This is a genomic window from Marinomonas sp. 15G6-16 (assembly GCF_055809555.1).
Map to the genome: position 1 here is coordinate 2,980,893 of NZ_CM147916.1, position 20,864 is coordinate 3,001,756.

Consider the following 20,864-nt stretch of genomic DNA (forward strand, 5'->3'; position numbering starts at 1 on the left):
TGTGGTGAGTGAACAGCAAACATCAGGCATTTCGAAATTATCGAGAAGAAAAGAAATTAACTCAGCGACGAGTTATTGCTGCAGCGATTTTTGTCTTGTTTTTGGCGACTGTTTTGATGGCTCGTTTGTTTTATCTGCAAGTGATGAACTATGAGCTTTATCAGACTAAGGCAGATGAAAACCGAGTCATGCTGGTAACAGACCCACCACCTAGAGGGTTAATTTACGATCGTAATGGCGTAGTGTTAGCAGATAATCGTCCTATCCACAGTTTGACAGTAATTCCCGAACGGGTTGCTAATTTCCCTGAGTTGAAGCGAGAGCTTTCTGGCATCCTTGATATAACTGATAGTGAATGGGAAGACTTTGAAAGCCGCCTTAAAGAATACCGCCGACCTTATCAGTCCCTTACTTTAAAGTCTCAGCTAACGGATGAAGAATGGGCTAAGGTTTCTGTTGATTTATATAAATTAGACGGTGTTCAGGTTGAAGCTCAGCTAACTCGATACTATCCATATGGTGAGGCATTTGCTCATGCAATTGGCTATGTTGGGCGAATCACATCAAGGGACTTAGAAAGAGTTGATAAGCTTGCTTATCAAGGCGCTTTGTTTATTGGTAAAACAGGAATAGAGGGCTTTTATGAAGATACTTTGTTTGGTGAAGCTGGACTTAGCAAGGTAGAAGTAAACGCTCGCGGGCGAATTATGTCTGAGTTGGAGAAACAAAATCCAACACCAGGGAAAGACCTACATTTATACTTGGATGCCCGATTACAACAATATGCTTACGATTTATTAGGTGATTATAAAGGCTCCGTAGTTGCTATCGATCCGGATACAGGTGGCATACTGGCACTAGTGTCTAAACCCGGCTTCGACCCTAATTTATTTGTCCGTGGTATCTCAGTTCAAGATTATTCGTCTTTACGGAATTCGAAAAAACTTCCTCTTTTTAACCGAGCTTTACGTGGCGGTTATCCTCCTGCATCAACCATTAAGCCTTTTATGGCTTTAGCTGGTCTCGAATATGGATTTTCATCTTGGACAGAGCGCTACTTCGCAAAGGGCTATTACCAAATAAACCCTGATGGTCGACGCTATCGAGACTGGAAACGAACTGGTCATGGTTGGATAGATTTAGAGCGTTCGATTATTGAATCGGTTGATACTTATTATTACCAGCTTTCAAATAAGATGGGGATTACCCCCATTCATAACTTCTTATCGAGATTTGGCTTCGGTCAAAATAATTTACTTGATTTAAGTGGTGGTAGTGTTGGCTTGTTACCTTCTAATGAATGGAAGAAAGCCAAATATAATGAGCCTTGGTACCCTGGCGACTCGGTTAACGTAGGTATTGGGCAAGGGTTTATGGTGGCGACACCGGTACAAATTGCTGCAGCCACTTCTGCGTTAGCTGGTAGAGGGCATTATTATTATCCTCGTATGGCGCAAAGTGTCGGTGACGAGCCTGTAGAGTTTCCTGATGGGCGTGGCGGTGATCATCATATCGTTCTCAAAGATCAGCGTAATTGGGAACGTATGGTCGTTGCAATGCGCAAAGTAATCACTGATTCAAAAGGAACGGCAAGACGCTTACAAGGAGCGGATTATCTTATTGCGGGTAAGACGGGTACGGGGCAAGTATTTAGTTTACAAGAAGACGAAGAGTACGACTCCGAAAAGTTAGACCAGCGTCTGCATGACCATGCATTGTTTATTGGCTTTGCACCTGCTGAAAAACCTAAAATTTCAGTTTTTGCTATTTTTGAAAACGGTGGAAGCAGTTCTAAGCCTGCCGACTTAAGCAAAAAGCTATTTGATGCCTATCTTTATAATGACTATCCAGCCGAATACGACAATTTAAAAGGGAAAGGTGATGACTGAGAGCTTTTACCGTAGAGCATTGTCTTTTACCAATGCTCGTTTATGGAAGTTGGTGCACATTGATATTCTATTAATTGGCTCTTTGTTGTTGTTAATTGGTGGTGGCTTATTTGTTTTGTACTCTGCTTCTGGTCAAAATGTTGCAATGGTTGATCGACAGATATTTCGCCTAATTGTTGGTATGTGTGTGTGTCTGTCTCTTGCTCAACTGCCGCCAAAATACATGCGTCGAGCTTCTCCTGCTTTATTTCTCTTCTTGGTCATTTTGCTTGTTTGTGTCTTGCTGTTTGGTGTGGGCGCCAAAGGGGCTCAGCGTTGGTTATCATTGCCCGGAGGGCTGCGTTTTCAACCTTCCGAAATTATGAAAATAGTCATGCCTATGATGGTGGCTTGGTATTTTTCTAATCGACCATTGCCTCCGACGTTTAAAGAAATTGTTGCTGTCCTCGGCATCATAATATTGCCTGTTTTAATGATAGCGAAGCAGCCTGACTTGGGAACTTCCTTGCTTGTTGCTGTCTCAGGTATTTTTGTTCTATTTTTGGCTGGCTTAGGTTGGCGCTATATTTTAGGTGCCGCAGCCTTTGCACCTATTGCTGGTTATGTTTTGTGGCAAGTGATGCATGATTATCAGCGCCAGCGAGTGTTAACTTTTTTAAATCCTGAAAGTGACCCTTTAGGATCAGGCTGGAACATTATTCAGTCTAAGACAGCGATTGGATCTGGTGGTGTCTATGGTAAAGGCTGGTTAGAGGGAACCCAAGCTCAGTTGGATTTTTTACCTGAAAGCCATACTGATTTTATCATTGCTGTTCTCGCAGAAGAGTTTGGGATGTTGGGTTGTGGTCTGCTTATTTTGGCGTATTTGCTGGTTATTGCCCGAGGTTTATACATTGCCGCTAATGCAGCAGATAACTATGCACGCTTATTGGCAGGTAGTCTGACGTTAACTTTCTTTGTGTACATGTTTGTAAATATTGGCATGGTGTCGGGTATTCTTCCGGTTGTTGGGGTTCCCTTGCCACTTATAAGTTATGGTGGTACTTCTATTATTACCATCATGGCAACATTTGGAATTTTGATGTCGATACAAACTCATAAAAGGGCAATATGATGATTAAACAGATAGCAGTCGTTTTTTGGACGCTCGGTCTAATCGCTTGTAGTAATGTAGATCATTCCAATTCAGGTGTAAGTGACTCTTTATTAGAAAATGAATTGGAAAATGTATCAGACTCATATGCCGCTAACCCTGAAGTTCAGTCGTTTATAGATAAACTAGTGAAAGAGCATGATTATGATAGAAATACTCTTGAATTGGCTTTTTCTCATATAAAAGTGCGACCTAATGTTATTGAAAAGTCAGATAACCAACCAGAAGTGCTTGTTCCATATTACGAATACAAGAAGCGCTTTGTTACAAAAGCAAGAGCGCAGTCTGGTCGTGAATTTGCAGAGCGCAATCAATATTGGTTGCAAAAAGCAGAGCAAGAGTTCGGTGTGGAACCAAATATCATAGTGGCACTTATTGGTGTTGAAACGTATTACGGTCGTATAACGGGCTCTAAAGATGTGTTCACATCGCTCACCACTTTGGCTTTTGATTACCCAAGACGTAAAGAGTATTTTCAAAGTGAGCTAGAGGCTTATTTATTACTTGCCCGTGAAGAAGAGTGGAACATTGGCGCTACAAAAGGGTCTTACAGTGGGGCGATGGGAATGGTTCAATTCATGCCCAGCAATTACCGTAAGCTGGCGCTAGATTATGATAAAAACGGTCACATTGATTTATGGAAATCAGAAGCAGATGCAATAGGCAGTGCTGCTAACTATTTAAAACATCATGGCTGGCAAAACAACCAACCTTGGTTTGTTACCGCTCAGGTAGCTGATCCTGTAAAAGTAGAAAAAGAGATTAATCGTGGCCGAAAAGCAGACACTGAGATGAATGTCTGGTCTTCATATAATGTCTTGCCGACACAGTCTTTTTCGCCTGAAAAAACGGGGCTGGTTGCATTGCGCACAGGACCTGAAGAAGTTACCTATTGGTTAGCTTACGAGAATTTTTTTACCATTATGGATTATAACCCTAGCCGAAGATATGCAATGTCTGTATTGGAATTGGCGCAGAGTATAGGTAAATATGAGAGTTATTAAGGTACTGTTTTTTGTTGTTTTGTCCTCCTTATTACTAAGTGGTTGCATGAGTACGCGTCACGTTTTGGGGCAGGATGATATTGATTATGATAAAGCGTCCGGTGGTGGTCGCTATTCAATTTTACAAGATCATGCGCCAACTGGAGATATCAAGGTCGACCATCTTCCTGATTTGGTTCCTAAGTGGGAGCCAAAAAGCCGAGGAGGTAATAAAAGCTCCTATGAAGTTTGGGGAAAAACCTACCGAGTAATGGATTCTGCAGAAGGGTATGTGGCAGAAGGAACAGCATCTTGGTATGGCAATAAATTTCATGGCCATAAAACCTCAAATGGGGAAATATATGACATGTATAGCTTTTCTGCCGCACATAAATCCTTACCTTTGCCAACGTATTTAAAAGTAACAAACTTGGAAAATCAGCGTTCTGTTATTGTGCGAGTCAATGACCGAGGTCCATTCCATGGTGATCGACTAATTGATCTTTCTTATGCTGCTGCAGCTCGTTTGGACTACCATAAGAAAGGTTTGGCCAGAGTTCGAATTGAAGCCATTACTCCAGCGCAAGGACAAACTTATAATCCAAATGCAACGGTAGTTAATAATACAGCTAATGTCGTTCAGACTCCGGTAGCTAAGGCTTCAGCGCCTTCTAGTGTAAGTGTTGCAACTTCCTCTGACTTAAACTTTACTCATTTACAATTAGGAGCTTTTAGCTCAGAAGAGTCAGCAGAGCGCTTGAAGCAAAAGCTATTTGAAGCCTTTGATACGAGTATTAAAATAACGGCAAATAAACAGGATGACGGCCTCTATAAAGTGTTGGTTGGGCCTTATGATGACGCCAATGAGTTATCAAATTGGCAGAAAAAATTGCAGCAGGAGGGATTTGGAAATCCAGTCAGAGTTATTTTACTACCTTAGTTATTTATTTGTTGGGCTAGAGATTCATAGAGTGCTCTAGTATTATTCATCCACATTTTTAAGAAGACGATATTTTTGAGCATGAAAACACTCCTAGTTTCTTTATTTTTCGCACTAAATATTTTTGTCGGCTCTGTATTTGCCGCTTCTCCGCTGATTCCTGCTCCCCCACAATTATCTGCAAGCAGTTACATCCTAATGGATGCTTATACTGGAGATATCCTAGTAGAGAACAACGCTGATGAAGCTTTGCCTCCAGCAAGCCTAACAAAGCTTATGACGGCTTATATCATTGAGTATGAACTTGCTCGTGGGAATTTGACTCTAGAAGATCAAATTAGAGTCAGCGAAAAAGCATGGCGCATGGAAGGTTCCAGAATGTTTATTCGTGAAGGAACTTATGTATCACTAGAAGATTTAATGCGTGGGATTATCATTCAATCAGGTAACGACGCGAGTGTTGCTGCAGCGGAACATGTTGCAGGCAGCGAATCAGCATTTGCTGACTTGATGAATCAGCATGCACAGCTTTTGGGAATGACGAACACAAATTTTGTGAATTCAACCGGCTTCCCTGCAGAGAATCATTACTCCACTGCTTATGACATTGCGAAGTTATCTCGTGCAACCATTTTGCAATTCCCAGAAAATTACAAAATGTATTCGGAAAAGTATTTCACTTATAACGACATCCGTCAGCCAAACCGCAACAAATTACTATGGCGAGATAAAACAGTAGATGGTCTGAAAACAGGTCATACAAACGAAGCGGGTTACTGTTTGGCTGCTTCAGCTGTACGAAATGGCACACGTTTGATTGCTGTTGTAATGGGGACGAAATCCGATGAGGCTCGTGCTGCAGAAGCTCAAAAACTACTGGATTACGGCTTCCGTTATTACGAAACACGCAAACTTTATAGCCGTGGCCAAGTGTTGAATAACGCTCACGTATGGCGCGGCAGCCAATCTACTGTAAAAGTAGGTTTTGCTGAAGACGTACTTGTGACCATTCCTCGTCAGCAAGGTGCTTCTATTCCAGCGACATTAGAAATGCAAGAAGAGATTACCGCTCCTATCGCAGTTGGAGATATTCTAGGAACCATCGTTGTTGGTACTGAAGGAAATATTTTATTGGAGCGACCAGTTGTTGCTTTGGAAGCGGTTGAAGAGGGCGGTTTCTTTAAACGCCTATTCGATAGTATTAAGCTTTTCTTTATGAAGCTGTTTTAAGCTGAATAAATAGGTAAATTAATGGCATTAATTACAAAAGATGGTGATCAGGCTGAGAATGCAGTAGATGCACCTAAAATAGAATTTCCATGTGAAAACTATGTTATAAAAGTTGTTTCCCTTGAAGTGGAAGGCATTCATGAAACGCTTGCTGAATGCTTCAAGGTGCATGCACCAGAAATGGATGCTAATGCAGTGAAAGTAAACCGATCCAGTAAAGGGCGTTTTGTCAGCTACAGTTTCCGTATTTTGGCTCAAAATGAAGGGCAGTTATCTGCTCTTCACAGTGATTTAATGGCAATAGACGCTGTTAAAATGGTCATGTAAATGGGGCTTGATTTAATTTGTCGTGATTTGGGTGTCGTGAAGTATTCCGATACTTGGGATCGAATGAAAGACTTTACTCAGACGCGCACCAAAGAAGACGCTGATGAAATTTGGCTTTTGGAACATCCGCCTTTATTTACACAAGGGCAAGCGGGTAAACAAGAGCATCTTCTTGCTCCTGGTGACATTCCGGTGATTCAGGTCGACCGTGGTGGTCAGGTCACGTATCATGGCCCAGGGCAGTTAGTGGCTTATGTGTTAATTGATCTAAAACGTTTAGGAATAGGCGTTCGTGATTTGGTTAATGTATTGGAAAACTCCGTTGTTCAAGTGTTGGCGAAAAACACAATAGAAGCCTACCCAAAACCAGATGCACCAGGTGTTTATGTTGATGGGCAAAAGATTGCATCACTCGGGTTGCGAGTGCGCAGAGGTTGCTCATTTCACGGACTTGCATTGAATGTAGACATGGATCTCACACCTTTTGATCGTATTAATCCATGTGGCTATCAAGGCCTGAAAATGGTTGATATGAAGCGCCTGAATAGCAATGTAGTTTTATCAAATATCAAAGTTCAGTTGGCGAACCAGCTAGCTGAGCTGCTCGGGTATAGTTATCCGACTATCCAACAAGGGTGGAAATAAAATGACAGCAGAACGCAAACGCGTTGTCCAAGGGGAGAAGTTACGTGGCGCTGATAAAATGGCACGTATCCCAATTAAGATTGTTCCAACAGAAGAAATTCCAAGAAAGCCAGATTGGTTGCGTGTTCGCATGCCTGCATCGCCTGAGATTGCCCGTATTAAGAGCACTTTGCGAGAGCATAAACTGGCATCTGTTTGTGAAGAGGCAAATTGCCCGAACTTAGGCGAATGTTTTAGTAACGGTACAGCTACCTTCATGATTATGGGCGAGATTTGTACTCGTCGTTGTCCTTTCTGTGATGTGGCTCATGGTCGTCCAAACCCTTTGAAAGAAGACGAACCAAAAGAGCTAGCTGCCGCTATTCGTGATATGAAACTGAAGTATGTGGTTATCACTTCTGTAGATCGTGATGATTTACGTGATGGCGGTGCGCAGCATTTTGTTAACTGTATTAATGAAACGCGTGCAGCAAGTCCTAATATTGAGATTGAGACTTTGGTACCAGACTTCCGTGGTCGTATGGAAGTGGCTGTTGATACCCTTTCTTTAGCACCACCAGATGTGTTTAACCATAACTTGGAATCTATTCCACGTTTGTATCGCCAAGTAAGACCAGGTTCTGATTATCAGTGGTCATTGGATTTGCTTAAAAACTTTAAAGATCGCTGTCCAGATGTGCCAACTAAATCAGGCTTGATGGTTGGTATGGGCGAAACGTTCGAAGAGATTGTTGAAGTCTTAAAAGATTTGAGAGCACACAAGGTAGATATGTTGACGATCGGTCAGTATTTACAGCCTTCTAAGCATCACTTCCCTATGGCGAGATTTGTACCGCCAGAAGAATTTGCTCGTTACGAAGAAGTCGCAAAAGAATTAGGCTTTAAGCATGCCGCTTGTGGACCTTTGGTTCGCTCGTCTTACCATGCAGATAAACAAGCTCATGGTGAGCATGTTTCTTAATTGCTTAAAAATTGAAGTAAAAAGCGGAGTTGAGATTTTTCTTAGCCCCGCTTTTTTTTACTCTTGAGAATAGACTAGTGCCAGTATATTGTGCGGCATAAGTATTTATTGGCTGTTGTAAAAACAGTCGTTTAGTTTTGGAGATGATATGAAGCCTTGGTCCATTAAAGATTCAATGGAACTATATAATGTGAGTCATTGGAGTAGTGGCTTTTTTTCCATTAATGACAAAGGCCGTGTTGTTGCCTTACCTGATAGAGAAAACAAGATAGATCTTACTGAGCTGTCTAGCGCACTTAAGGAGCAAGGGATTCCTTATCCATGCTTGGTTCGCTTTCCTAATATTTTGCATTCACGTATTGAGAAAATAACAAACTCCTTTCAGCAAGCGATAGCGCATTATGATTATCAAGCCAAATACGCCATTGTTTATCCAATTAAGGTAAACCAACAGCGCCGTGTGGTAGAAGAAATAGCGGGCTGCCAACCTGACAACCTATCGACTGTTGGCCTAGAAGCGGGCAGTAAACCAGAGTTAATGGCTGTGCTCGCGATGCATAAAAATACCGACGGTATTATTGTGTGCAATGGATACAAAGACAGAGAGTTTATTCATCTTGCTTTGATGGCTGAAAAAATGGGGCATCAGGTTTTTCTCGTCGTTGAGAAGATGCATGAACTGGATTGGATTTTGGAAGAGGCCGAGAAAATCGGTGTCCAGCCTCGTATTGGTATACGTATTCGATTGGCTTCCACATGTACCACTCACTGGGGAAACAGTGGTGGTGAAAAGTCTAAATTTGGACTAACCACTTCCCAGTTATTACGTGCTGTTGATCGATTGCGCGAATTAGGTTTGTTGCATTGTTTGGAATTGATTCACTTTCATTTAGGCTCTCAAATTACACGCATTCGAGACATTCAAAACAGTTTGAAAGAATGTGCTCGTTATTACGCTGAACTGCATCAAATGGGTGTAGAAGTGAAATGGGTTGATGTTGGTGGTGGTTTGGGCGTCGATTACGAAGGTACGCGTTGTCAGAACGATTTTTCCGCGAACTACAGTATTGGTGAATATGCGAATAATGTGGTTTTTGCTTTCCACAATGTTTGTGAACAATACGACCTTCCTCACCCTCACTTGATTTCAGAATCAGGCCGAGCGGTGACGGCGCATCATGCCATGATGATTGCGGATGTGTTTTCTCATGGTGCAGAGCTTTTACCAATAGAAGAGCCTAGTGAAACGAGCGAACTTGAGTTGCAGCGTTTGTGGGCTTCTTATCAGAGTTTGAAAAGTGAAAGTGATGATGAAAGCCGTTCATTGGTGGAAATCTATCATGATTTATTGGACGATTTTAATGACAGCTTAACTTTGTATAATCATGGTCAGCTCAACCTTTCCCAAAGAGCTCAAGCTGAGAATTTATTTTTATCCGCTTGCCGTAATTTATTGCCTAAACTGGATAATCGTAATCGTGGTCATCGAGCGGTCATTGATGAGCTAAATGAGCGGTTGGCTGAAAAGTTGTTTGTTAATTTATCGGTTTTCCAATCTATGCCAGATGCATGGGGAATCAATCAGCTTTTCCCTGTTTTGCCATTACAAGGTTTGGAGCAAGCACCATCTTTTAGAGGTAAGATTCAAGATGTTACTTGTGATTCAGATGGTTGCTTATATAGCTATGTGGATGGTCAAGGTATCGAATCGTCTTTGCCTTTGCCTCCGCCGCCCGCAAAAGGGGAAGACTATTTAATGGGCTTTTTCTTGGTGGGGGCTTATCAAGAGACGTTAGGAGATTTGCATAACTTATTCGGCGATACTTGCTCTGTTGACGTCTATTTAACCGAAACGGGTTTCATGATTGATCATGTTTTAAAAGGTGATAGCGTCCAAGATGTTCTGAAATATGTTAGCTATGATGAGCAGGTGTTGCTAAATCGCTATCAGGAAAAAATTGCTTTGAGTCCATTAAGTGAAGATGAAAAAGTAGATTTATTTGCCCTATATAAGAAAGTTTTGAGTGGTACAACATACTTGGCGTAAGCTGATTTAATAACCATTTTGGAAGGATTGATTGATGAGAAATGTGAAAGTAGCCTGTGTTCAAATGTCAGTTGGTACTGATTTTCAGGCAAATTTAGATAATGCTGTTGCGCAAGTGAAAGAAGCTGCGGCGAATCAGGCCAATATTATACTTTTACAAGAGCTTTTCATGGGGCCGTATTTTTGCATTGATCAAAAGCCAGAATACTTTGACTGGGCGCAACCTGTGAATGACTGTTTGGCGATTCAAACCATGAGCACACTTGCGAAAGAGTTAGGTGTGGTTTTGCCTATTAGCTTCTTTGAGCGAGATGGAAATGTATTTTACAACTCTCTTGTGGTCATTGATGCTGACGGTGAGGTGCTTGATCTATATCGTAAAACTCATATTCCAGATGGCCCAGGTTACCAAGAAAAGTACTATTTCACGCCTGGCAATACGGGCATTAAAGTCTGGGATACAAAATTTGGACGTATCGGTTGTGGTATTTGTTGGGATCAGTGGTTTCCTGAGCTAGCACGAGAACTGGCTTTAAAGGGCGCGGAACTGATTTTTTACCCAACCGCGATTGGGTCTGAGCCACCTTACCCAGAATGGGATTCTAAGGATCATTGGCAGAGAACAATGCAAGGACATGCAGCAGCAAACATGGTGCCTGTGATCGCGGCGAATCGAGTAGGGCGTGAAAACGGAGAGAATAGCTTTATACAGTTTTATGGTTCATCTTTTATGACAGATGAAATGGGCGCAATGAAATGCGTTGCTGATAGGGATGAGAGCACCATTCTGTATTCTGAATATGATTTAGACTTTATTCGTAAGGCGCGTCAATCCTTCGGTTTGTTTCGAGATCGACGCCCTGATCAATATAAAGCGATCACTTCTGGAGCAGGTTCTACTTGGGAGAAGTAAAGCTCTGTTTGCTTTAGCTCTAAAAGCAACGAGACAAAAAAATGCCCGTTCAAGAAACAAAACGGGCATAAAGCTTTCCATATCCTTATTGATTAGGGGGTGTCTCAATAAGGGCGATCTATTCGTACGGGATAAATCATTTAATTTCGTAGGGCCTGTACGAGAGTTTGGCGGACATATAAGGCGAATGTTGGGCTCTTATATGTTGGATCTTCTGGTTAAATGTGTTCGCCATGTTAGATCGGTCCGTAGAGGTTAATTAACTATAGTCTTAAATTTCGATAGGGGCCGATATAATTTATACCCTTAACATTTATTTAATATTCATATTTTTATAGAGTCTGAATGAGCGTATTTAGTTCCCCAAAAAAATTGCCTTATTTTGCAATCACTCTATCGAGTCGTTTAATTCTTGATGATCTTATTCATCGAATAATGATTGATAAGATGATTGCTTTAGCAGCAGAGCAACCTGGTTGCCTCGGTGGAGACGTTGGCGGTGGAGAAATTGGCTTTGTGGTGACTTATTGGCAAACTAAAGAAAGTGCCGAAGCCTGGCTTCAGCACGATATGCACCGCAGAGTCTTGTCTTTGGGGGAAAGTTTTTGGTATGAAGAATATTCGTTGAAGTTGTCTGAAGTGTTAAGTGATATGCCTTTCAAAGCGACAGATCAAAATTTGTGTAATACGCGTTTTCCGAGGATCGAGACCCCACATGGTGTGTTAAAAATTCTTGATGAGTCAGAAGTTGCTCTTTTGCATCAATATATTGTTGACGAAAAGGACTTTCATGAGCCATGGGAGCCTGCTCGGAGTGAAAGCTATTACTCGTTGGAAACCTGCTTGCTACGTGTGCGAGAGATGAGAAGAGATTTCTTGGAAGACAAAGGTGTTGTGCTTTGTTTGCTTTCACCTAATGAAGATAAAATGCTGGCTTATACAAATTATTCGAATATTGTTCGTGGCGTCTTTCAAGGCTGTAATTTGGGTTATAGCTTACGCCAAGACGAACAAGGTAAGGGGGTTATGCATGAGACCCTGAAGGCTGGAATAGACTATTTGCAAAAAGAGTTAAATATTGAACGTATACAAGCCAGCTATATGCCTAGAAATAATAGAAGTGCTGCCGTTTTAAAGAAAATGGGGTTTGAAAAAGAGGGTGTTGCACGAGATTATTTGAAGATTAATGATGTTTGGGAAGACCACATTTTGACGGCTTTAATCTTGCGTTGAGTTTTTTGCCTTTTTGGTAAGGAGTAAAACGCGCCCTTTAGTGTGTGACGTGGTTACTAATAGAACAATGATGCTATCAGCGCTTGGGTTTGATATGGCTCTTGGTTCTTTTTTCAGTAAGACCTTTCCTAAGCTATCGCATGCTTGGTGCTCTTTTGTGTTGTTTGCTATATAAGCCGTTCCACTAAGCGGCAGAATATATTGTGTTGCGATTTTTTGATAATAAAGTGTTTCATGGTAATGAGCAGTGTAAAGCTCAAGGGAAATACTGCCTGATTCTCCTTGCCATAATGGCCAAACCTTAATGTGATTTCGTCCTGATTCTGATTCCACCGTACCTGAAGACACTTTTTCTAATGGCTTCGCTTCTTTGTTTTTGGCTTTATTGAAGTGGATAAAACAAAGCTCAACTTTTGGTGTTAGTAGCGTTACTGTACTCAGATTGTGAGCGTCTAGCCAAATCCCCTGATGCTTTTTTACGCTCGTTTCTTGTTTGCCTTTCTGTAAAAAAACTTCGCCTTGAATGATGAAGCAAAATGTATCCACTTGGTTTTGATAGAAGCGAGTTGGAGTGCCATCTTGAAAAAGGTGTTCATGAGTAATACATAAGTCATCTTGTTGGTGAATAATGATTCGCTGACTCGATGATTTGTCTAGGCTGTAATGTATTGGGTAAAACATATTTTGATTAGTCATATTTGATAGCATGGCTCTTTTTCATCATCTAGCCTATTGAAGCATGAGAATAAGGGACTTTCCATGCTAATCTTGTGCAGAGTATTGCGGAGCATTGATGAGTTTCTTTATAGTTGAGCCCATCATCATAGTTTGTGGAATATTCATGTGTGATAATAGGCACATGTAAACGTTTGTAGAAGGAAAGGTTCCTTGAGTGAGTTGTCAAATTTCGAGTCAAATGAAACCCTTTCATTAAAAGACTATACGGAAAAAGCGTACTTGAATTATTCCATGTACGTTATTTTAGACCGAGCCTTACCTCATATCGGTGACGGCTTAAAACCAGTACAGAGACGTATTGTCTACGCGATGAGCGAGCTTGGATTAAAATCCAGTGCCAAGTATAAAAAGTCGGCTCGTACAGTCGGTGATGTACTGGGTAAGTTTCACCCGCATGGCGACAGTGCTTGTTATGAAGCCATGGTTTTAATGGCGCAGCCTTTTTCATATCGCTATCCATTAGTGGATGGTCAAGGTAACTGGGGCGCACCAGATGACCCTAAATCCTTCGCTGCTATGCGTTACACCGAATCCCGCCTTTCTAAATATGCAGATGTACTGCTTAAAGAAGTAAGCCAAGGGACAGTGGATTGGGTGCCAAACTTTGATGGCACTCTACAAGAGCCTTCTGTATTACCTTCTCGACTTCCTAATTTATTGCTTAACGGCACGACAGGTATTGCTGTTGGTATGGCAACAGATATTCCGCCACATAACTTACGTGAGGTTGGTGGCGCTTGTATTCACCTTTTGAATAATTCTAATGCGGATTTAGACGAGTTATTGAACTATGTTCAAGGGCCGGATTTCCCAACTGGTGGTGAAATTATTACTCCTAAAGCGGATATCGTGAAGCTTTATGAGACAGGCAAAGGTCAGATCAAAGCGCGTGCTCGTTTCACCTTGGAAGAGGGTGAAATTGTTGTTAATGAACTGCCACATCAGGTTTCGGGTAGCAAAATCCTAGAGCAAATCGCCGCGCAAATGCAGGCGAAAAAGCTTCCTATGGTCGTGGATCTACGAGATGAATCAGACCATGAAAACCCAACACGTTTAGTTATTGTACCTAAATCCAATCGTGTTGATGTTGACTCGGTGATGACTCATTTATTTGCGACAACTGATTTGGAGAAATCCTACCGCGTCAATATGAATGTCATTGGTTTGGATGGTCTACCTCAAGTTAAACCGCTAAAGAACTTCTTGTCAGAGTGGCTGCGTTTCCGTATTGATGTGGTTCGTCGCCGACTTCAGTTCCGTTTGGATAAAGTATTAAATCGTTTGCATATTTTGGAGGGCTTGTTAATTGCCTATCTGAATATCGATGAAGTGATTGAAATCATCCGAACAGAAGAAAAGCCGAAAGTTGAGTTGATGAACAGGTTCGGGTTAAGTGATCTTCAGGCTGAATCTATTCTTGAGTTGAAGCTTCGTCATCTTGCCAAACTTGAAGAGATGAGAATTAAAGGTGAGCAAGATGAATTGGAAAAAGAGCGTAAGCAATTAGAAGGTTTGTTATCTTCTGATCGTAAATTGAAAAAGCTTATTTCTGATGAAATCCAAGAAGCCATTGATGCGTTTGGTGATGAGCGTCGAACGCCTATTGTGGCGAGAAAAGAAGCCCAAGCCTTCAGCGAAGAAGATCTTCTATCGAATGACCCAATTACCGTTGTGATTTCAAAACAAGGTTGGATACGTGCTGCGAAAGGTCATGATATTGATGTGCAGGGCTTAAGTTATAAGTCTGGTGATGAGTTCTTGATTAGTACGAAAGGTCGCTCAAATCAGACGCTAGTCTTGCTTGCTTCCAACGGTCGAACCTACTCGATTAAGGCGCATACTTTACCTTCTGCCAGAGGCCAAGGTGAGCCGATTACAGGACGGATTTCATTAGAGAAAGATGCGACGATTGTGTCAGCTGTTCTGGATAATGAAGATGCGTACTACTTGATTGCAAGTGATGCTGGTTATGGCTTTGTCGCTCAATTAAAAGATCTTTTTGCTAAAAACAAAGCCGGCAAAGCAACGTTAAGTTTGCCAAATTCTGCGCAAGTTATGACGCCAGTACTTGTTCAAGACCCTGAACAAGGTCGAGTGGTTGCGGTAACAAACGAAGGTCGTATGCTGGCTTTTGATATCGCGTCTTTACCGAAGATGGCAAAAGGTAAAGGGAATAAAATGATTAGTATTCCTACTGCCCGTGCTGCTGACAGAGAGGAACTCATGGTTGCTATGGCGTGTATTCAGCCTAATGACCTTTTGACGGCTTATGCTGGCAAACGCTTTATGTCCTTCGTTCAAAAAGAATTAGAAGAATATATTGGAGAACGTGGGCGAAGAGGTTTGAAACTTCCTAGAGGTTTCCAACGTATAGATAGCCTTGAGGTGAAAGCTGGAGAAGGTAAATTAGCTAAGCCTGATGATGCTCCGGCGCAAGATTTATTTTAAATAATGGCTAAATCATCGTTGTGATCATAAACTTACCCGTTAGATCGCAATGATGATTTGAGAGAATGCTGACTAGAGATGTATATGTTCTAGGCAAAGCAGGTTTGTGAGCAAGTAAGTAGAGGAAATGAAAATGAAAGGTAGTCAAAAAGTAATCGACAGCTTAAACGCATTGTTGGCCAATGAGTTAGCTGCGATCGACCAATATTTTATTCATTCGCGTATGTATGATGATTGGGGCCTAAACAAATTATATGAGCGTCTGAACCATGAAATGGAAGAAGAAACTCAACACTCTGACTGGCTAATTAAGCGTATATTGTTTTTGGAAGGTGTGCCTTGCATGACAAAGCGTCGTGATTTGCTAATTGGTACAGACGTTAAGTCTATGATGAGTAATGATCTGACTCTTGAGTTAGAAGTAGTTAGCAGTGTGCGTAGTGCTATTGCTATTTGTGAGTCTGAAGGGGATTACCAAACTCGTGAAACGCTTGAAAAACTACTGTTTGATACTGAAGAAGATCATGTTTATTGGTTAGAGCAACAGCTTGGTCTAATGGAAAAAATCGGCATGCAAAACTACTATCAATCACAAATGGGTAACTAAGGGGATTCTTTATGAAAGGAGATCGCGAGGTTATCGCCAGTCTTAATAAAGTATTGGCTAATGAATTGGTTGGAATTAACCAATATTTTCTTCATGCACGCATGTTTAAAGACTTTGGTTTTAGTGCGCTAGACAAAGCGGATTATAAAACCTCTATCCAGAAGATGAAAAATGCTGATCGCTTGATTGAGCGTGTTTTGTTTTTAGAGGGTTTGCCAAACCTTCAAGATCTTGGTCGTCTTCGTATTGGTGAGAATTGTGAAGAAATGATTGCCGCGAATATGGATTTTGAGCAGGACACACTGCCAGCATTGAAAGACGCTATTGATCTATGTGAGAAAAAACTCGATTTCATGAGCCGAGATGCATTGGAAAAAATTCTAGAAGAGCAGGAAGAGCAGATTGATTGGTTAGAAACTCAGCAGCACTTGATTGAAGTGTCTGGGATTGAAAACTACTTACAATCACAAATGTAAGCAACTGTTCGCTTATTGCTAAGCGACCTGGTATTGACTGTCAGCGATTTTTATCAATTCACTATTGAGGACTTGTTTCGCGCATTGGCAGCACTTTCCGCATTGACTACCTATGTTGTGCTCTTTATACAGGGCGCGCATAGTAGTCGCCCCTTCTTGTATAGAGGCTTTAATGTCTTTGTCTGATACTTTGTTACATATACAAACGTACATAAATGAAAATCACTCGCACTAATATTTCTATAATTTGATTCTATTTTTAATGTGAATGATTATCAACAGATATAAATTTATCTATTTTGGGTATTTAATAGTTTTTATAAAGAGAGTTGATAGGAGAAAGTAAAAAGACTTAATCCTATCCATTGAGAGACAAAGAGAAGGGGTTTATTTATTGCTACTTTTGGGCAATGTCCGTAAGCACTTTTAAGAATGATTCTGGATCATGGGCGCCATGAATCATGTATTTATCATTAATGACATATGTTGGAGCTGAATTGATTTCTAAGCCACGTAAATGTGTGAGCTTCTTTTCTGTAATGGTTTTGGCTTTTTCGCTTAAAGCGTATTCAACATCTACTTCTTGCATACCGACACTCAGTGCTGCGTCTTTAAGCACGCTTTGTAATCCTATGTCTTTGCCGTCGGTAAAATAAGCGTGAAATAAAGCAAGAACAAAAGGTGTTGCTAAATTTGCTTTTGTGGCCGCAAGTACAAATTGATGTGCTAGTTTGGTGTTTGGCACTCGATCTTTTTCTGAAAAGTTAAATTGAATGCCTGCATCAATGCCAACTTGTTGCAGGGCATGAGTCGCTTCATTAAGCTTTTCTGGGCTGCCAAATTTTTCCCCAAGGTAAGTATCACGATCTGCGCCTTCTATCGGCATGTCTGGGTGTAATTCAAAAGGCTGCCAGCGGATGTCGATACGATAATCATCACCTAGTTGCTCGATGGCTTGTTTGAGGCGTGAATAGCCTAAGTAACACCAAGGGCATATTACATCTGAAATTATGTCGATGCGTAGATCGGCCATGTCTTCTCCTGCATGATTTCTAATAAATAATAAGTTGTTAGTTAACGCTTAAAGCGATGCACTGGCTGATTTCTGTATAAGAACGACCACTTTCTTTGTGCCAATGATTAAATGCTTCTTGAGTGGCTTTTAAGGCGGATTGAGTGTCCCTTCCAGTGCTAATGATTTCATTTAAACGCAGATAGCCTTCAACATCTTTAGTGAGTAAGAACGAGTCCTTACCCATTGCTCGCAGTGTATAAGGGCCAGTATTTCCGCCTAGGCGAGCGCCATGTTTCTTTAAATAAGCCCACAAGCCAATAATGTTGTCACTAGGCCAATCTGCAATAAAGCGAGCAAAAGAACCATGTTTTGCTTGGCAGTCACTGATCATTAAAGCGTTTTCTCTAATGGTCATAACTTTGCCAAGGTGTCTTATGATTCGAGTGTCTTTGGCTTTTTCTTCCCACATCTCATCATGAATTAGAAGCATCTTTTCAATGTCGAATTGAAAGAACACCTCTTCAAAGCCTGGCCATTTATTTCGTACCACTTGCCAACTGATGCCAGATTGGAAAACTTTTTGTGAAAAAGCCGCTAGCCATCTGTCATCTGTATGCTGCTCTAATTCTATTGAACTTAATGGACGAGCAAGCCTTTGTTCAAGGTGTTTTGGTCCACCATGTCGCAGCGCGGCACGGTCATAAATTGATTGAAAGAGTTCGTATTGCATCTTGGACTCCTATTTTGTTGGGCGCAGTTTAACATAAGCCTTCCTTTATAGGATGGATGAAGGGAGTATCTTGTTTGGTATTTTAGTGATTGAAATGGTTGATTTGTCTTATAATGCTCGCAAATGACCTAACCGAGATAAGTGGAATGACACATTTAAGCGTAAATCTGAATAAAATTGGCTTGCTCCGTAATTCTCGAGGAAGAGATTACCCAAATATGGTGGATATGGCGGAGCGTACTCTTAAGTTAGGCGCATTCGGTATTACGATTCACCCAAGACCGGACCAGCGCCATGCAACTTATCAAGATGCGTATGACATAAAAGAACTACTCAAGCGTTTTCCTGGTGCAGAGCTAAATATTGAAGGCTTCCCTGATGCGAAGTTTTTAGAAGTGGTTTTGGAAGTTGAGCCAGACCAGTGTACGCTGGTTCCTGATGATCCAAACCAACTGACATCCGATCATGGATGGAATATTGCTCGTGATCAAGATGCTTTGCGCCCAGTGATTGCTAAGCTAAAAGCAAAAGGGATTCGAGTTGTTTTGTTTATGGATCCTGACCCTGAGAACATGGCGTTAGCAAAAGAAATTGGTGCAGACCGCGTTGAGTTATATACCGAAGAGTATGCCAATGCATTTGGTAAAGCGGGTTTTGAAGGTGTTCTTGAAAATTACCAAGATACAGCACAAGCTGCTTTAGACGTTGGTTTAGCCGTTAATGCAGGGCATGATTTGGATTTAAATAATGTTCAGGCGTTATGTGAACCTGGTCGAATTATGGAAGTTTCAATTGGGCATGCGTTAACCGTCGAAGCATTGGATCTTGGTTGGGACAATGTGGTTAAAGCGTATCTTGAAAAACTCGTCTAACCTATATGAATTAGGTTGGTCTGGGTTATGAAGGTAGATAAGCGAGCTCGTTGTCATGGTTGCCGTTTTTTAGTTGAGCAGTGTGTTTGCCGATGGATTCCTAAACTGGAAACAACATTAAAAGTGTTGGTTATACAGGACCCTAAAGAAGCTAAACATGCTAAGAATACGGTTGCATTACTGCGCTTGGGATTGTCATCAGTAGAATGTATTTCTATCGACAATCGGAACCTCCTAGAAGCTAGTTTGTCTGAATTAGAAGTAAGTAAGTGGCGATTGGTGTTTCCTTGTGACGACGCTGTTGCTGTTGAATCCATGAGTCGAGATGACTTGGCGCAAATTGAAGGCGTAATTTTACTGGATGCAACATGGCGAAAAGCCAAGAAGATGTATTTCACCGAGCCATTGTTAAATAGCTTTAGAGCGATGACATTTTTACAGCCGCCAGAAGGAAAATATGCTATTCGTAAGTCGCCTAATGATGTATCAGTTTCTACTTTAGAAGCCTGTGCTTATATTGTTGAGCAAATCACGGAAGCGAATATGCAGCCTTTACGTGACTTCATGGTTGTTGCGCAAGATTGGCAGTGGCGAAAGCAGCCTGCGGAACATCGCCATAACAATGGTCATTAATGATTTTAAATAAAGAGATTGAATGCATGAATAATCAAACAGAAATTGAAGCCGCTGTACTTCGTCGTCTTTTGAAGCACTTAGATGATAATAAATCCGTTCAAAATATTGATTTAATGAATTTAGCAGGCTTCTGCCGTAACTGTTTAAGTAAATGGTACATGGCGGAAGCCGAGCAGCGAGGCGTATCTATAGATTATGATGCAGCTCGTGAATATGTTTATGGCGAGCCTTATGACGACTGGAAAGCAAAGTATCAGCCAAAAGCAACGCCTGAACAGTTAGCTGCATTTGATGCAAAGTTTCAGTCTAAAAAGTAATGATAAAGTGAGAAAACGATTGAATTCGTTTTTGGGCTTTTTTAGAGGTGCAAATCGTTTTGTTTTGATACTTCTGATTGTCTTTCTTGTACCGCAGTGGTGGTTGTACGCTGACGTTTCAAGCAAATATCAAAAGTTAGCCAAACAAGCAGGACTGGTTTATGGGCCTAATGCGGAAAAGCGCGTTTTGGCGTGGCGTCGACTTATTGAAGAGAGTCGATCTCTTTCTGTCGTTGAGAAGTTAACTAAGGTAAATAACTTCTTTAATCAGATGGAATTTGTTGATGATGATATTTTATGGGCGAAAGAAGATTATTGGGCAACACCGATTGAGTTTCTAGGTATGCAGGCTGGCGACTGTGAAGACTTCACAATTGCAAAATACTTTACTCTTCGTGAGTTGGGCGTGCCTGACGAACAGTTGCGTTTGGTTTATGTTAAAGCTTTAACCTTGAATCAGCATCATATGGTACTTGCTTATTATCATAAACCGACTTCCATTCCTGTCTTGTTAGATAATATCGATAAAGAATTGAAACCTGCGTCCAGACGTAATGATTTATTACCTATCTATTCCTTTAATGCTGAAAACTTATGGTTATCTAAAGAAAAAGGGCGTGGTGTGCTAGTAGGGGGCTCATCACGATTGAGCTTGTGGACAGATTTAAATGATCGACTTAATACGATTACCAATTAGGAGAACC

Annotated in this window: 22 protein-coding genes; 18 read left to right on the top strand and 4 right to left on the bottom strand. The window is 41.2% G+C overall.

The genetic code is table 11. From position 1 onward, the window contains the following. Positions 1 to 8 precede the first annotated feature (8 nt). The 11 genes from mrdA to AC0L46_RS14285 all read left to right on the top strand — a co-directional run bounded on the left by mrdA (position 9) and on the right by AC0L46_RS14285 (position 12,321). Positions 9 to 1,889 (top strand): penicillin-binding protein 2, encoded by a 1,881-nt coding sequence (gene mrdA, locus AC0L46_RS14235; RefSeq protein ID WP_473504513.1) that lies wholly within the window; start codon positions 9 to 11, stop codon positions 1,887 to 1,889. After that, the gene (gene rodA / locus AC0L46_RS14240) at positions 1,882 to 3,003 is read left to right on the top strand and encodes a rod shape-determining protein RodA (RefSeq protein WP_473504515.1); all 1,122 of its coding nucleotides are present in this window, start codon (positions 1,882 to 1,884) and stop codon (positions 3,001 to 3,003) included. The genes mrdA and rodA overlap by 8 nt, the downstream gene beginning before the upstream one ends. Next, complete coding sequence (gene mltB, locus AC0L46_RS14245) at positions 3,000 to 4,046, top strand: lytic murein transglycosylase B (RefSeq protein WP_473504517.1); 1,047 nt, start codon at positions 3,000 to 3,002, stop codon at positions 4,044 to 4,046. The genes rodA and mltB overlap by 4 nt, the downstream gene beginning before the upstream one ends. A 46-nt stretch (positions 4,047 to 4,092) precedes the next feature. Then, positions 4,093 to 4,965 (top strand): septal ring lytic transglycosylase RlpA family protein, encoded by an 873-nt coding sequence (locus AC0L46_RS14250; RefSeq protein WP_473504519.1) that lies wholly within the window; start codon positions 4,093 to 4,095, stop codon positions 4,963 to 4,965. A gap of 81 nt (positions 4,966 to 5,046) precedes the next feature. After that, positions 5,047 to 6,195: a D-alanyl-D-alanine carboxypeptidase family protein gene (locus AC0L46_RS14255; protein WP_473504521.1), complete on the top strand. Its 1,149-nt coding sequence runs from the start codon at positions 5,047 to 5,049 to the stop codon at positions 6,193 to 6,195. A 21-nt stretch (positions 6,196 to 6,216) separates the two neighbouring features. Beyond that, positions 6,217 to 6,522: a YbeD family protein gene (locus AC0L46_RS14260; RefSeq protein ID WP_317003414.1), complete on the top strand. Its 306-nt coding sequence runs from the start codon at positions 6,217 to 6,219 to the stop codon at positions 6,520 to 6,522. Further along, positions 6,523 to 7,167, top strand: a complete 645-nt coding sequence (gene lipB / locus AC0L46_RS14265) for a lipoyl(octanoyl) transferase LipB (RefSeq protein ID WP_473504523.1) — start codon at positions 6,523 to 6,525, stop codon at positions 7,165 to 7,167. It begins immediately after the preceding gene. Position 7,168: 1 nt separating this feature from the next. Continuing rightward, positions 7,169 to 8,128: a lipoyl synthase gene (gene lipA / locus AC0L46_RS14270; RefSeq protein ID WP_414680102.1), complete on the top strand. Its 960-nt coding sequence runs from the start codon at positions 7,169 to 7,171 to the stop codon at positions 8,126 to 8,128. Positions 8,129 to 8,276: 148 nt separating this feature from the next. Next, positions 8,277 to 10,175 carry a biosynthetic arginine decarboxylase gene (speA, locus tag AC0L46_RS14275; protein WP_317003417.1) on the top strand — a complete coding sequence of 633 codons (1,899 nt, stop codon included), beginning with the start codon at positions 8,277 to 8,279 and terminating at the stop codon, positions 10,173 to 10,175. Positions 10,176 to 10,209: 34 nt separating this feature from the next. Beyond that, a complete protein-coding gene (aguB, locus tag AC0L46_RS14280) occupies positions 10,210 to 11,088 on the top strand; it encodes an N-carbamoylputrescine amidase (protein WP_473504525.1) in 879 nt (292 codons plus the stop codon). 345 nt (positions 11,089 to 11,433) lie between these two features. Next, positions 11,434 to 12,321, top strand: coding sequence for a GNAT family N-acetyltransferase (locus AC0L46_RS14285; protein ID WP_473504527.1), 888 nt, complete (start codon positions 11,434 to 11,436; stop codon positions 12,319 to 12,321). Here AC0L46_RS14285 and AC0L46_RS14290 read toward each other — a convergent pair. Beyond that, on the bottom strand, positions 12,307 to 13,017 hold the full coding sequence (locus tag AC0L46_RS14290; protein WP_473504529.1) for a hypothetical protein: 711 nt from the start codon (positions 13,015 to 13,017) through the stop codon (positions 12,307 to 12,309). The genes AC0L46_RS14285 and AC0L46_RS14290 overlap by 15 nt on opposite strands. Before the next feature lie 192 nt (positions 13,018 to 13,209). On the opposite strand from AC0L46_RS14290, the gene parC reads away from it, so the two are divergent. The 3 genes from parC (at position 13,210) to bfr (AC0L46_RS14305) (ending at position 16,590) form a co-directional block, all read left to right on the top strand. Continuing rightward, the gene (gene parC / locus AC0L46_RS14295) at positions 13,210 to 15,507 is read left to right on the top strand and encodes a DNA topoisomerase IV subunit A (RefSeq protein ID WP_473504531.1); all 2,298 of its coding nucleotides are present in this window, start codon (positions 13,210 to 13,212) and stop codon (positions 15,505 to 15,507) included. A gap of 133 nt (positions 15,508 to 15,640) precedes the next feature. Beyond that, the gene (gene bfr / locus AC0L46_RS14300; protein ID WP_347983862.1) at positions 15,641 to 16,114 is read left to right on the top strand and encodes a bacterioferritin; all 474 of its coding nucleotides are present in this window, start codon (positions 15,641 to 15,643) and stop codon (positions 16,112 to 16,114) included. 11 nt (positions 16,115 to 16,125) lie between these two features. After that, positions 16,126 to 16,590, top strand: a complete 465-nt coding sequence (gene bfr, locus AC0L46_RS14305) for a bacterioferritin (RefSeq protein ID WP_473504533.1) — start codon at positions 16,126 to 16,128, stop codon at positions 16,588 to 16,590. An 18-nt stretch (positions 16,591 to 16,608) separates the two neighbouring features. Here bfr (AC0L46_RS14305) and AC0L46_RS14310 read toward each other — a convergent pair whose 3' ends face one another. From AC0L46_RS14310 to AC0L46_RS14320, 3 genes are all read right to left on the bottom strand, one after another. Further along, positions 16,609 to 16,803, bottom strand: coding sequence for a (2Fe-2S)-binding protein (locus AC0L46_RS14310; protein ID WP_317003421.1), 195 nt, complete (start codon positions 16,801 to 16,803; stop codon positions 16,609 to 16,611). A 184-nt stretch (positions 16,804 to 16,987) separates the two neighbouring features. Continuing rightward, positions 16,988 to 17,623 (bottom strand): DsbA family oxidoreductase, encoded by a 636-nt coding sequence (locus AC0L46_RS14315; protein ID WP_473504535.1) that lies wholly within the window; start codon positions 17,621 to 17,623, stop codon positions 16,988 to 16,990. 37 nt (positions 17,624 to 17,660) lie between these two features. Continuing rightward, complete coding sequence (locus AC0L46_RS14320; protein WP_473504537.1) at positions 17,661 to 18,335, bottom strand: DNA-3-methyladenine glycosylase I; 675 nt, start codon at positions 18,333 to 18,335, stop codon at positions 17,661 to 17,663. Between the two features lie 146 nt (positions 18,336 to 18,481). Here AC0L46_RS14320 and AC0L46_RS14325 point away from each other — a divergent pair, with 146 nt between their 5' ends. The 4 genes from AC0L46_RS14325 to AC0L46_RS14340 are packed head-to-tail and all read left to right on the top strand — an operon-like array spanning position 18,482 to position 20,857. After that, complete coding sequence (locus AC0L46_RS14325; protein ID WP_473504539.1) at positions 18,482 to 19,207, top strand: pyridoxine 5'-phosphate synthase; 726 nt, start codon at positions 18,482 to 18,484, stop codon at positions 19,205 to 19,207. A gap of 27 nt (positions 19,208 to 19,234) precedes the next feature. Beyond that, entirely contained in the window at positions 19,235 to 19,840 is a 606-nt protein-coding gene (locus AC0L46_RS14330; RefSeq protein ID WP_473504541.1) for a tRNA-uridine aminocarboxypropyltransferase, read from the top strand. A 26-nt stretch (positions 19,841 to 19,866) separates the two neighbouring features. Continuing rightward, the gene (locus AC0L46_RS14335; protein ID WP_414680092.1) at positions 19,867 to 20,160 is read left to right on the top strand and encodes a DUF1244 domain-containing protein; all 294 of its coding nucleotides are present in this window, start codon (positions 19,867 to 19,869) and stop codon (positions 20,158 to 20,160) included. 19 nt (positions 20,161 to 20,179) lie between these two features. After that, positions 20,180 to 20,857, top strand: a complete 678-nt coding sequence (locus AC0L46_RS14340; protein WP_473504543.1) for a transglutaminase-like cysteine peptidase — start codon at positions 20,180 to 20,182, stop codon at positions 20,855 to 20,857. Positions 20,858 to 20,864: the final 7 nt, after the last annotated feature.

Coding starts and splice junctions, on each gene's coding strand:
- bfr (WP_473504533.1), top strand. CDS start 16,126: ATGAAAGGAGATCGCGAGGTTATCGCCAGTCTTAATAAAGTATTGGCT.
- AC0L46_RS14255 (WP_473504521.1), top strand. CDS start 5,047: ATGAAAACACTCCTAGTTTCTTTATTTTTCGCACTAAATATTTTTGTC.
- mltB (WP_473504517.1), top strand. CDS start 3,000: ATGATGATTAAACAGATAGCAGTCGTTTTTTGGACGCTCGGTCTAATC.
- AC0L46_RS14315 (WP_473504535.1), bottom strand. CDS start 17,623: ATGGCCGATCTACGCATCGACATAATTTCAGATGTAATATGCCCTTGG.
- AC0L46_RS14335 (WP_414680092.1), top strand. CDS start 19,867: ATGAATAATCAAACAGAAATTGAAGCCGCTGTACTTCGTCGTCTTTTG.
- rodA (WP_473504515.1), top strand. CDS start 1,882: ATGACTGAGAGCTTTTACCGTAGAGCATTGTCTTTTACCAATGCTCGT.
- AC0L46_RS14320 (WP_473504537.1), bottom strand. CDS start 18,335: ATGCAATACGAACTCTTTCAATCAATTTATGACCGTGCCGCGCTGCGA.
- AC0L46_RS14285 (WP_473504527.1), top strand. CDS start 11,434: ATGAGCGTATTTAGTTCCCCAAAAAAATTGCCTTATTTTGCAATCACT.
- aguB (WP_473504525.1), top strand. CDS start 10,210: ATGAGAAATGTGAAAGTAGCCTGTGTTCAAATGTCAGTTGGTACTGAT.
- lipA (WP_414680102.1), top strand. CDS start 7,169: ATGACAGCAGAACGCAAACGCGTTGTCCAAGGGGAGAAGTTACGTGGC.
- bfr (WP_347983862.1), top strand. CDS start 15,641: ATGAAAGGTAGTCAAAAAGTAATCGACAGCTTAAACGCATTGTTGGCC.
- AC0L46_RS14325 (WP_473504539.1), top strand. CDS start 18,482: ATGACACATTTAAGCGTAAATCTGAATAAAATTGGCTTGCTCCGTAAT.
- AC0L46_RS14310 (WP_317003421.1), bottom strand. CDS start 16,803: ATGTACGTTTGTATATGTAACAAAGTATCAGACAAAGACATTAAAGCC.
- AC0L46_RS14260 (WP_317003414.1), top strand. CDS start 6,217: ATGGCATTAATTACAAAAGATGGTGATCAGGCTGAGAATGCAGTAGAT.
- speA (WP_317003417.1), top strand. CDS start 8,277: ATGAAGCCTTGGTCCATTAAAGATTCAATGGAACTATATAATGTGAGT.
- lipB (WP_473504523.1), top strand. CDS start 6,523: ATGGGGCTTGATTTAATTTGTCGTGATTTGGGTGTCGTGAAGTATTCC.
- AC0L46_RS14250 (WP_473504519.1), top strand. CDS start 4,093: ATGAGTACGCGTCACGTTTTGGGGCAGGATGATATTGATTATGATAAA.
- AC0L46_RS14330 (WP_473504541.1), top strand. CDS start 19,235: ATGAAGGTAGATAAGCGAGCTCGTTGTCATGGTTGCCGTTTTTTAGTT.
- AC0L46_RS14290 (WP_473504529.1), bottom strand. CDS start 13,017: ATGACTAATCAAAATATGTTTTACCCAATACATTACAGCCTAGACAAA.